Origin of the sequence: Streptomyces albospinus, assembly GCF_014648695.1 — a bacterium.
GTDB classification, from domain to species: domain Bacteria; phylum Actinomycetota; class Actinomycetes; order Streptomycetales; family Streptomycetaceae; genus Streptomyces; species Streptomyces albospinus.
The window spans coordinates 1-9,977 of the sequence record NZ_BMRP01000092.1; the positions used below are offsets into that span (position 1 = coordinate 1).

Annotated in this window: 13 protein-coding genes; 4 read left to right on the plus strand and 9 right to left on the minus strand. The window is 71.1% G+C overall.

Features of this window, described 5'->3' with window-relative positions; translation table 11 throughout:
• Positions 1-355: 355 nt before the first annotated feature.
• Positions 356-1,006, minus strand: a complete 651-nt coding sequence (locus tag IEZ17_RS40605) for a DNA-3-methyladenine glycosylase (protein WP_189308657.1) — start codon at positions 1,004-1,006, stop codon at positions 356-358.
• Positions 1,007-1,227: 221 nt separating this feature from the next.
• Here IEZ17_RS40605 and IEZ17_RS40610 point away from each other — a divergent pair, with 221 nt between their 5' ends.
• The 3 genes from IEZ17_RS40610 (at position 1,228) to IEZ17_RS40620 (ending at position 2,937) form a co-directional block, all read left to right on the plus strand.
• Positions 1,228-1,407, plus strand: a complete 180-nt coding sequence (locus tag IEZ17_RS40610) for a hypothetical protein (protein WP_189308658.1) — start codon at positions 1,228-1,230, stop codon at positions 1,405-1,407.
• Between the two features lie 42 nt (positions 1,408-1,449).
• Positions 1,450-1,983, plus strand: coding sequence for a YbhB/YbcL family Raf kinase inhibitor-like protein (locus tag IEZ17_RS40615; RefSeq protein ID WP_189308659.1), 534 nt, complete (start codon positions 1,450-1,452; stop codon positions 1,981-1,983).
• A gap of 447 nt (positions 1,984-2,430) precedes the next feature.
• Positions 2,431-2,937 (plus strand): HNH endonuclease, encoded by a 507-nt coding sequence (locus IEZ17_RS40620; protein WP_189308660.1) that lies wholly within the window; start codon positions 2,431-2,433, stop codon positions 2,935-2,937.
• A gap of 56 nt (positions 2,938-2,993) precedes the next feature.
• Here the strand turns inward: IEZ17_RS40620 and IEZ17_RS40625 are convergent, their stop codons facing one another.
• From IEZ17_RS40625 to IEZ17_RS40640, 4 genes are all read right to left on the minus strand, one after another.
• The gene (locus tag IEZ17_RS40625) at positions 2,994-3,761 is read right to left on the minus strand and encodes a sulfite exporter TauE/SafE family protein (protein WP_229853105.1); all 768 of its coding nucleotides are present in this window, start codon (positions 3,759-3,761) and stop codon (positions 2,994-2,996) included.
• Between the two features lie 82 nt (positions 3,762-3,843).
• Entirely contained in the window at positions 3,844-4,782 is a 939-nt protein-coding gene (locus tag IEZ17_RS40630) for an SPFH domain-containing protein (protein WP_189308662.1), read from the minus strand.
• Positions 4,783-4,882: 100 nt separating this feature from the next.
• The gene (locus IEZ17_RS40635; protein ID WP_189308669.1) at positions 4,883-5,296 is read right to left on the minus strand and encodes an NfeD family protein; all 414 of its coding nucleotides are present in this window, start codon (positions 5,294-5,296) and stop codon (positions 4,883-4,885) included.
• 88 nt (positions 5,297-5,384) lie between these two features.
• Positions 5,385-6,197 carry an ABC transporter ATP-binding protein gene (locus tag IEZ17_RS40640; RefSeq protein ID WP_189308663.1) on the minus strand — a complete coding sequence of 271 codons (813 nt, stop codon included), beginning with the start codon at positions 6,195-6,197 and terminating at the stop codon, positions 5,385-5,387.
• Between the two features lie 91 nt (positions 6,198-6,288).
• On the opposite strand from IEZ17_RS40640, the gene IEZ17_RS40645 reads away from it, so the two are divergent.
• Positions 6,289-7,104, plus strand: coding sequence for an Rv1486c family protein (locus tag IEZ17_RS40645; RefSeq protein ID WP_189308664.1), 816 nt, complete (start codon positions 6,289-6,291; stop codon positions 7,102-7,104).
• A gap of 103 nt (positions 7,105-7,207) precedes the next feature.
• Here IEZ17_RS40645 and IEZ17_RS40650 read toward each other — a convergent pair whose 3' ends face one another.
• The 4 genes from IEZ17_RS40650 to IEZ17_RS40665 form a co-directional block, all read right to left on the minus strand.
• Positions 7,208-7,450 carry a chaplin gene (locus IEZ17_RS40650; protein WP_189308665.1) on the minus strand — a complete coding sequence of 81 codons (243 nt, stop codon included), beginning with the start codon at positions 7,448-7,450 and terminating at the stop codon, positions 7,208-7,210.
• 161 nt (positions 7,451-7,611) lie between these two features.
• Positions 7,612-7,854, minus strand: coding sequence for a chaplin (locus IEZ17_RS40655; RefSeq protein WP_189308666.1), 243 nt, complete (start codon positions 7,852-7,854; stop codon positions 7,612-7,614).
• A 183-nt stretch (positions 7,855-8,037) separates the two neighbouring features.
• Positions 8,038-8,700, minus strand: coding sequence for a response regulator (locus IEZ17_RS40660; RefSeq protein WP_189308667.1), 663 nt, complete (start codon positions 8,698-8,700; stop codon positions 8,038-8,040).
• A complete protein-coding gene (locus IEZ17_RS40665) occupies positions 8,693-9,850 on the minus strand; it encodes a GAF domain-containing sensor histidine kinase (protein ID WP_189308668.1) in 1,158 nt (385 codons plus the stop codon). Before IEZ17_RS40665 ends, IEZ17_RS40660 begins: the two co-directional genes overlap by 8 nt.
• Positions 9,851-9,977: the final 127 nt, after the last annotated feature.

Here is a 9,977-nt window from a genome sequence, read left to right on the forward strand (position 1 = left end):
TTTCCGACTCTATCAGATCCTCGCGGCTCCGATTTTCACCGGTGCGATCCGGCCTTTCGACTTTCTCGCAGTTCCGACTCTATCAGATCCTTTTCCGCTCCGGCCGCTTGTCGCAGCCGTTTCGAATTCGGTTCCGATTTCCCGTCGGAGGGGGTTTGCCTTTCGGCGTGGTCACTACTTTAGCGGTTTTCCCTGGTGACTCATAATCGGGTCAGCGGGGTCGAATTTCGGCAACGCGAAAGAGGACCCGTTAGGGAATCGTTCGGAGTAGTGATTGTGCCGCCTGGCGGTCTGCGCAGATAGCGCTGCCCGTCTCCAGCGGCTCGGGCTACGTTAGGCGTTTGGCGGGACAGAGTCAAGTTGCCGTGGCGGTGCGGCGCCTGGGGGTGTGGGGGCGGTAGGGGCTCACCGTGGGGTCGCCGTCGATCCAGTAACGCCAGGGGTGGTCGGCGCCGTCGCCGCCGACACCGGTGCGGGGGCCGTTGCGCACCCGGTCGCGGGGGGCCGGGGTGCCGTGGAGGATCGAGATCGGGGTGGCGCCGGTGGTGCAGACGTCGGTGCCGTCGAGGGAGCGGTCGATGTCGAGTGCGGCGGCCAGACGGGCCGGGCCCTTGGCGAGTTCGTTGGTGCTGCGGGCCTTGGGGCGGCGGCCGGCGGCGAGGGAGGTGCCGGTGAGGATCTCGCCCGCGCGGAGGAGTACGGCACTGGCCTTGCCCTCGGGGCCGCAGACCAGGTTGATGCTGAACCACATGCCGTAGATGAAGTAGACGTACGCATGGCCGGGCGGGCCGAACATCGTGGCGTTGCGCGCGGTGCGGCCCCGGTAGGCATGCGAGCCCGGGTCGGATTCGCCGTCGTATGCCTCGACCTCGGTGAGGCGGAGCTCGATGGGGCCGTCGGGGGTGTGGCGGACGAGCGTACGGCCGAGCAGGTCCGGGGCGACGTCCACGACGGGACGGTCGAAGAAGTCGCGTGGGAGCAGGACGCGGGCCGGTTCGTCGGTCATGGGTTCCGAGCGTAGTGCAGGCGTTGCGGGCGGTGGCCGGCCTTCAGGGCGCGGGGGTTGGGAGGGTGTGGACGCGTTGCCGGGTGATCGGTTTCCCGTTCGTGCGGATCCGGCCATGATCGTCTGTCTGTGGGGCGCGGGTGGGCTCCCGGGGAGGACGCGCATGGGGGGCGGGAAGCTGCCGGCCAGTCCGGGGGCGGGAGTACCGCGGGCCTGAGGAGGTGGGGCTGTCGTTCGTCGCCGACGGCCGGGAGGTGGGTGAGGAGCCGGGGCTGTTCGGCGAGGGGGCGGGCGCGTACCGGTCGTTTGCGGTCGGGGCGCGCGGCTTCGAGGGGACCGACCGGGCGGGTTGTCCCCACCGCCGGCCGGCCGAGGTCGGCGGCCGGCGGAACTGGCTCTAACCTGACCGGACAGAGTGTCAGCAAGCGACCAGGAGGTCCGAGGTGTCCGAGCTGAAGCGACGGCCGCTCCCGCACGATTTCCACCCGCCGGTAGCGGAGTTCACGGTGGTGAGCGAGGAGGTGGAGCCGGGCGGGAGGCTGGGTTCGGAGCAGGTGTACTCCGGCGGGAACCGTTCGCCGCAGCTGCGGTGGGAGGGCGCCCCCGCGGGGACCAGGAGCTACGCCGTCACCTGCTACGACCCGGACGCGCCGACCGGCAGCGGGTTCTGGCACTGGGTGCTGTTCGACATCCCGGCATCGGTGACGGAGCTGCCGGCGGGGGCCGGCAGCGGCGACATGAAGGGGCTCCCCGAGGGGGCCGTGCACGTCCGCAACGACTACGGGACACGGGACTTCGGGGGTGCGGCGCCGCCGCCCGGCGACGGGTCGCACCGCTATGTGTTCACCGTCTACGCGGTGGACCAGGAGAAGCTGGGTCCCGACGAGGACGCGTCGCCCGCGGTGGTGGGCTTCAATCTGCGGTTCCACGCGACCGGGCGGGCCCAGTTGATCGGCGAGTACGAGGTGCCCGCGTAGGGCTCGCCGGGCCCGGCGGACCGCGGCCCGTAATTGCGTTGCGCCCCGGCGCTTCCGGCACGCACAGTGGTACGTGTACCGCCGCCTGTCACAAGGCGTCGGGCAGCTGGTACCGCAGTGGCGGGAGCGTCGGGGCGCAGGTGTGTCGCCCCCCGTTCGCCGGAGTCCGCACTCGTGTCGGGCGTCCGCGCCGGCTGTCGTACGCTCCGGGTTCCGTGCACACCACGGGGGCGGGACCCGGAGCGCACTTTCTGCACCGATTGCCCGGTGCTGTGGCCGAGTGCCCGGCGCCGTCCCTGCCGGGCTCCGCAACACCTCTTCTTCATCGTGCGATCACCTCCCATTTCCCTTGCGGCATGCGGAAATTGCGTTGTCCGGGAAATACCTGCCACTGCACAGTGGAGCCACTTCGCCGCGGTGGCGAACCGGGTCCGGGAGGTGGACGGGATGCGCGAGACGCTGGTGCTGAATGCGAGCTTCGAGCCGCTGGCGACGGTGTCGCTGCGGCGTGCGGTGGTGCTGGTCATGCAGGACAAGGCGGTCGTCGAGCACGCCCATCCGGGGATGCGGATCCGGGCCGCTTCGGTGGATGTGCCGGTGCCGCGGGTGATCAGGCTCAGCAGGTACGTACGGGTGCCGTTCCGAAGACGTGCGCCGTGGTCGCGGCGGGGGGTGCTGGTGCGCGACCAGCACCGGTGCGCGTACTGCGGGAAGCGGGCGACGACGGTGGACCATGTCGTACCGCGGTCGCACGGCGGTGGGGACACCTGGCTGAATACCGTCGCCTCGTGCGCGGAGGACAACCACCGCAAGGCGGACCGTACGCCCGAGCAGGCGGGGATGCAGCTGCTGCGCCGGCCCTTCGAGCCGACGCCGGCGGATGCGCTGGTGTCGGCTCTCGGAGTGTCCGTACGGGAGGAGCTGCCGGAGTGGCTGCGGGCCCTTCCGGCGTAGCCCCGGACCGGGACCGGTCCGGCCGTCGCCCCACTTCCCTTTCTTGAGAACTCCCCTTACTTGAGGAGGAGTTGGGCGATGGCCAGCAGTCCCACGACGACGATGGCGGCGCGCAGGGCGACCGGCGGCAGCCGTCGGCCGACCTTGGCGCCTATCTGGCCGCCGAGCGCGGAGCCGACCGCGATGAGGACGACGGCGGTCCAGTCGAAGTCGGCGACGAAGAGGAAGAAGACCGCCGCGACGCCGTTGACGACGGCGGCGAGGACGTTCTTGATGGCGTTGATGCGCTGGAGGTCGTCGCTGAGCAACACGCCCATCAGGGAGAGGTATATGACGCCCTGGGCGGCACCGAAGTAGCCGCCGTAGACGCTGGCCAGCAGCAGTCCGGCGAACAGTGCGAACCCGCCGTCGCGGCGGGCGGTGGTGCCGTTGCGGGCGCGGCGGGCGCGCAGTGCGGCGGCGAGCCGGGGCTGGACGACGACCAGGACGAGGGCGACGGCGATCAGCGCGGGGACGATCATCTTGAACGCGCTGGAGGGCAGTGCGAGCAGCAGGATCGCGCCGGCCAGGCCGCCGATGAGGGCGCCGGCCGCGAAGCGCAGCAGTCGGCGGGACTGGCCGGCCAGTTCGCGGCGGTAGCCGATGGCACCGCTGATCGAACCGGGCACCAGGCCAAGGGTGTTGGAGACGTTGGCCGTCACGGGCGGCAGGCCGACGGCGAGGAGTACGGGGAAGGTGATCAGGGTGCCGGACCCGACGATGGTGTTGATCGTGCCGGCTCCGAGGCCCGCGACGAAGACTGCGACTGCTTCCCAGATGGACACGGCCGTCTCCTTACATGATGAGGGTGCCTCCCCGCCATGGAGGTCGAGGGGCACCCTGATCATGCACGAGTGGGGGGGCGTGTCAGTCGATGGGGGGCGCCTGACGGTTCGGGTTGCTGGGCTTGGGGATGCTGCCGCCACCGCCCCCGGGGTTGAAGTTGCCGATGGCGCCGCCGAGGCCCTTGAGGGCGTCGCCGATCTCGCTGGGCACGATCCAGAGCTTGTTGGCGTCGCCCTCGGCGATCTTCGGAAGCATCTGGAGGTACTGGTACGACAGCAGCTTCTGGTCCGGGTCTCCGGCGTGGATGGACTCGAAGACCACCCGGATCGCCTGGGCCTCGCCCTCGGCGCGCAGCGCGGCGGCCTTGGCCTCACCTTCGGCGCGCAGGATCGCGGACTGCTTCTGGCCCTCGGCGGTGAGGATCTCGGACTGCCGGACACCTTCGGCCTGGAGGATGGCGGCGCGCTTGTCGCGGTCGGCGCGCATCTGCTTCTCCATCGAGTCCTGGATGGAGGTCGGCGGCTCGATGGCCTTGAGCTCGACGCGGTTGACGCGGATACCCCACTTGCCGGTGGCCTCGTCGAGGACGCCGCGCAGCGCCGCGTTGATCTCCTCGCGGGAGGTCAGGGTGCGCTCCAGGTCCATACCGCCGATGATGTTGCGAAGGGTGGTGACGGTGAGCTGCTCGATCGCCTGGATATAGCTGGCGACTTCGTAGGTGGCGGCTCGGGCGTCGGTGACCTGGTAATAGATGACGGTGTCGATGTTGACGACGAGGTTGTCCTGGGTGATCACCGGCTGCGGCGGGAACGGCACGACCTGCTCGCGGAGGTCGATGCGGTTGCGGATGGAGTCGATGAACGGGACGACGATGTTCAGGCCGGCGTTGAGCGTGCGGGTGTAGCGGCCGAAGCGCTCGACGATGGCGGCGCTTGCCTGCGGGATGACCTGGATCGTCTTGATGAGTGCGATGAACACGAGCACCACCAGGATGATCAGGACGATGATGATCGGTTCCACAGCGGCTCCCGTGCCCTTCGTTGCTGGTCCGTACCGGCCGGCGGCCGGCTGGCGTTGATCAGTCTTCCAGAGTCCCGGCGCGTCGCGCACCGGGTTCGGGTCAGATGACGACGGCGGTGGCGCCTTCGATCTCCACCACGTCGACCTGCTGGCCCGGTTCGTAGACCCGGTCGCTGTCGAGGGCGCGTGCGGACCAGATTTCCCCGGCGAGTTTGATGCGGCCCCCGTCGCCGGAGTCGACCCTCTCCAGGACCGTGGCGCTCCTGCCCCTGAGTGCGTCGATTCCGGAGGCGAGTTGGGGGCTCTGGCCGCGGTGGCGGTTGGCGATGGGGCGTACGACGGCGATCAGCGCGACCGACACGGCGGCGAACACGAGGAATTGCGGAACGGTGCCGCCACCGAGCGCCGCGGTGACGGCACCGGCGACGGAGCCGACCGCGAGCATCCCGAATTCGGGCAACGCGGTCACGACGAGGGGAATGCCCAGTCCTACGGCGGCGATCAGCCACCACACCCATGGATCCACGGCTTCATGGTAGGTCCGGGGCGCGGCGTGGGACAGGGCGCGATCGGTCAGGGCACGAACGGGCGGGGGCGGGCGGCTACTTGAGGGGCAGGCCCTGCGCCGTCCAGCGGTCGTTGCCGTTGCGGTCGACGATCAGCGGGAGGCCGAAGCAGTGCGAGAGGTTGCTGGAGGTCAGTTCGAGGTCGAGCGGGCCGGCGGCCAGCACCTTGCCCTGACGGATCATCAGGACGTGGGTGAAGCCCGGCGGGATCTCCTCGACGTGGTGGGTGACCATGATCATCGACGGTGCGTACGGGTCGCGGGCGAGCCGGCCGAGCCGGCGCACCAGGTCCTCGCGACCGCCGAGGTCGAGGCCCGCGGCGGGCTCGTCCAGGAGCAGCAGCTCGGGGTCGGTCATCATCGCGCGGGCGATCAGGGTGCGCTTGCGCTCGCCCTCGGAGAGGGTGCCGAACTTCCGGTCGAGGTACTCGTTCATCCCGAGGCGGTCGAGGAAGGCGCGGGCGCGCTGCTCGTCGATGTCGTCGTAGTCCTCGCGCCAGCTCGCGGTCATGCCGTACGCGGCGGTCAGCACGGTCTGGAGGACGGTCTGGCTGCGCGGCAGCTTGTCGGCGAGCGCGATGCCGGCGATGCCGATGCGCGGGCGCAGGTCGAAGACGTCGACCCGGCCGAGCTGCTCGCCGAGGATGCTGGCGCTGCCCTTGCTCGGGAAGAGGTAGCTGGAGGCGACGTTCAGCAGGGTGGTCTTGCCGGCACCGTTGGGGCCGAGGATCACCCAGCGCTCCCCTTCCTTGACCGACCAGGAGACCTGGTCCACCAGAGCCCGTCCTTCGCGGACCACGGATACGTCCACCAGCTCCAGCACATCGCTCATGAGCGCACTGTCTCCCATTGCTTCTCGGTCGTCGTGTGCGCCTGTAGGCGCAGCCCCCCCTGCAAACCTACGCCACTCGTTGTCAGTGCTGTTCCCTAGGCTGGGGGCCATGCTCGATGAACCTCGTTCGGGACGGCTGGCAGCGTGGGGAAACGCCCTATTGGCCGGACTTGTCTCGCCTGATGACGCCGCGCACCGGATCGCGGACGACGACGCGGTGCACCGCGTGACGGACCTGCCCGGGGAGGACGCCCCGGTCGGGCTGACCCTCGCGCTCGGGCGGCTGCGGACACTGGGCGCCGTCGGCCTGCGGGTGGCGCTGCCGGTGCCGGGGCATCCGCTGGGGCTGAGCGGGCCCCCGGAATTCAACGCACGGGCGCTGGAGGCAGGTGAGGCGGTGCTCGCCCCCGGGACGGGGCTGGGCCTGGTCCCGGAGACATACGAGGCCGGCCCCGAGGGCGGTTCCGGGCCCGACGTCCATGTGGAGGTGGTCTGGCACTGCCTCCCGGCGCGGGAGGCGCCGCCGGCCGATGTGCCGTCGCTGGGCGAGGCCGAGCGGGAGCTGGCGGAGGCGCTGCGGGAGGCGACGGAGGTGCTCTCGACGCTGGACGTGGCCGGGACCGGTCCGGTCGCCGAGGCGGCCCTGGAGGCGTACCGCGCGCGGGCGGAGGCCGGCCGGCGGGTGCTGGCGCCGGGCTATCCGCCGCGGGCCGTACGGGTGCTGGAGCTGGCGCAGCGGGTCGGCGCGCTGATCGACATCGCCCAGCAGGCGAGCGGGGACGGCCGGGAGCACGGCGCTGCGGTGAGCTCGTCGGAGATCGCGGCCCGCGCCGCAGCGCTGCGTCCGGTGGAGCGTACGGCCCGGCGGGCGCAGGTGGCGGCGTACAACTCCGCCGTCGAGGAGCGGGAGCGGCGCCGGGGGTGAACAGGGAGGGCCCCGCCGGTCTGGAGTGACCGGCGGGGCCTCGGGAGGGCCGGGCGGAACCGCCCGGAGCGGCCCGGGGGATGCAGGCCCCGGGCCGACGGCCTCAGTTGGCGCTCGTGTTGCCGAAGGCGGGGTTGAGCACGCCGCCGACGTTGACGGTGTTGCCGGCGACGCCCACGGGGACCTTCACCGGGACCTGCACGAGGTTGCCCGAGCCGATGCCGGGGGAGCTGACGGCCGCGCCCTTGGCGTGCCCGCCATCGTGGGCGAACGCCGAACCGGCGGCGGCGCCGACGGCGATACCGGTGGCGGCAAGGACAAGGGCGGCCTTTTTGGCGGTGTTCATGGTGGCGTGTTCCTCACGTGGTGGCGCAGGGCCGGAATGACGATGACTGTGGAGTGCGGACCGGCCGCTCGGCCAGGGCTTGGCGGGGCCGGTCCGACGTGCCTCTTGCGCGCCGGGGCGCGGCGCGAGTCAGGCGATCGGAGCGGATGCTCCGGCGATCACTAGTTGCCGCACTTGTTGCCGTAGGCCGGGTTGAGCAGACCGACGGCGGAGACGGTGTTGCCGCAGGTGTTCGCGGAGACGTCCGCCGGAGCCTGGACGGTGTTGCCGGAGACGACGCCCGGGGACGCCACCGCGGCACCCTGGGCCTGCGGGGCGTCGTCCGCCGACGCGACACCGGCGCCCGCCAGGGCGAGACCGGCGCTCGCCATCGTGATGGCCGCAACCCGCTTGATGTTCTTCACTTCACTTGCTCCTCGTTGCCGATGCCGTGGCCAACCGCCACGACTGCACTGGGAAACGGCCCGGCCCGGAGCAGGGATACGCCAAACGGGGTACCACTACACGACAGTATGAATCTCGGATCTGCAAGGCGACGTTCGGTTAATAGGTTTGACGCCCCGTCCGATGCCCGATTCCCCGGTTCTTCAGGCTCCGATGCCGTGCCGGACGGCCCACAGAGCGGCTTGGGTGCGGTCGGCGAGATCGAGTTTCATGAGGATGTTGGAGACGTGTGTCTTGACGGTCTTCTCGGACAGCACCAGCGCACGGGCGATCTCGCGGTTGGAGCGGCCGTCGGCGATCAGACCGAGCACCTCGCGCTCCCGGTCGGTGAGTGAAGTGCCGCGCCCCTGACTGCCGTTGTTGTCCTCCTGGGAGAGCAGTGCGACGGCCACCTCGGGCTGGAGCAGCACATGCCCGGCGTGGACGGAGCGGATGGCGCCGGCCAGCGCGTCCGGGTCGATGTCCTTGTAGACATAGCCGGCCGCGCCGGCGCGCAACGCCGGGACGACGGTGCGCTGTTCGGTGAAGCTGGTGACGACCAGCACCCGGACCGGGTTGTCGAGTTCGCGCAGCCGGCGGAGCGCCTCGATGCCGTCCGTGCCGGGCATCTTGATGTCCATCAGGACGACGTCCGGGCGCAGTTGCTCGGTGGCGGCGATGCCCTCGGCACCGTCGGACGCCTCCCCCACCACCTCGATGTCGTCCTGGACCTCCAGGAACGTGCGCAGACCGCGGCGTACGACCTGGTGGTCGTCGACGAGCAGGACGCGGATCGGGCGGCGTTCGCCCTTGTCGCCCTCAGCCACCGGGCACCTCCATCTCGACAGCGGTGCCCTTGCCGGGCTCCGAATCCACGGTGAGCCTGCCCCCGACACCGCCGGCGCGATCGCGCATCGAGACCAGGCCGAGGTGCCGGCCGGCCCGGCGGACCGCACGGGTGTCGAAGCCGCGGCCGTCGTCGGCGATGCGCAGCAGGGCGCCCTGGCCGGAGCGGTTGAGGGTCACTTCGACGCGGCCGGCCCCCGAATGCCGCAGGGCGTTGTGCAGCGCCTCCTGGGCGACCCGGAGCATGGCCTCCTCCTGGGCGGAGGGCAGCGCCCGTAGGCCGTGGGCGGCGAAGGTGACGTGTGCGGAGTGGGCGCGGTCGAGGACCTGGACCTGGGAGCGCAGGGTGGCGACCAGACCGTCCTCGTCCAGGGCCGCGGGACGCAACTCGACCACGGCGGCGCGGAGTTCGTCGGCGGCCTCGGCCGCCAGCGCGGCGACCTGGTGGAGTTCGTCCTTCGCGCGGGCCGGGTCGCGGTCGACCAGGGCGGTCGCGGCCTGGGCGGTGAGCCGGAGCGAGAACAGCTTCTGGGAGACCGCGTCGTGCAGCTCGTGGGCGAGCCGGGCGCGCTCGCCGGCGATGGTCAGCTCCCGGCTGCGCTCGTAGAGGCGGGCGTTGGTCAGGGCGATGGCGGCGTGCTGGGCGAGTATGCCGAGCAGCCGCTCGTCCTCTTCGGTGAAGAGGCAGCCGTCCCGGCGGGAAGGAGGGGTCTTGGGGCAGCGCTTGTTGGCCAGGAAGAGGGCGCCGAGGATCTCGTCGCCGTCGGCGACCGGGAGGCCGAGGAAGTCGGACATGTCCGGGTGGGCCGAGGGCCAGCCGCCGAAGCGGGGGTCCTCACGGACGTCGGCGAGCCGCTCCGGGGTGGCGTTGTGCAGCATCGCGGCGAGGATGCCGTGCTGGCGGGGCAGCGGGCCGATGGCCTTCCACTGCTCGGCGCTGACACCGTCCACCACGAACTGGGCGAAGCCGCCGTGATCGTCCGGCACGCCGAGGGCGGCGTACTCGGCGTCCAGCAGCTCGCGGGCCGAGGCGACGATCGTCTTGAGGACGTCGCGCACCTCCAGATGCCTGCTCATCGCCAGGATCGCGGTGCTCACCGCGGGGATCCCGGCCCCCGGTCCGTTGGTCATGACATCAACCGTACCGGCGGGCTGACCGGCCCGTATCGGTCCACCGGCGCCCCTCGCCTCCGCCCGCGGGCCTAGGTGTGTTGTTCGGACAGGTTGGTGACGCGGCTGGCTGGGGTGTGGCCGCCGA

What these genes read in the sequence shown, in the direction of transcription:
- IEZ17_RS40620 (WP_189308660.1), top strand. Translation starts at nt 2,431, where the DNA reads ATGCGCGAGACGCTGGTGCTGAATGCGAGCTTCGAGCCGCTGGCGACG.
- IEZ17_RS40650 (WP_189308665.1), bottom strand. Translation starts at nt 7,450, where the DNA reads ATGAACACCGCCAAAAAGGCCGCCCTTGTCCTTGCCGCCACCGGTATC.
- IEZ17_RS40665 (WP_189308668.1), bottom strand. Translation starts at nt 9,850, where the DNA reads ATGACCAACGGACCGGGGGCCGGGATCCCCGCGGTGAGCACCGCGATC.
- IEZ17_RS40640 (WP_189308663.1), bottom strand. Translation starts at nt 6,197, where the DNA reads ATGGGAGACAGTGCGCTCATGAGCGATGTGCTGGAGCTGGTGGACGTA.
- IEZ17_RS40645 (WP_189308664.1), top strand. Translation starts at nt 6,289, where the DNA reads ATGCTCGATGAACCTCGTTCGGGACGGCTGGCAGCGTGGGGAAACGCC.
- IEZ17_RS40605 (WP_189308657.1), bottom strand. Translation starts at nt 1,006, where the DNA reads ATGACCGACGAACCGGCCCGCGTCCTGCTCCCACGCGACTTCTTCGAC.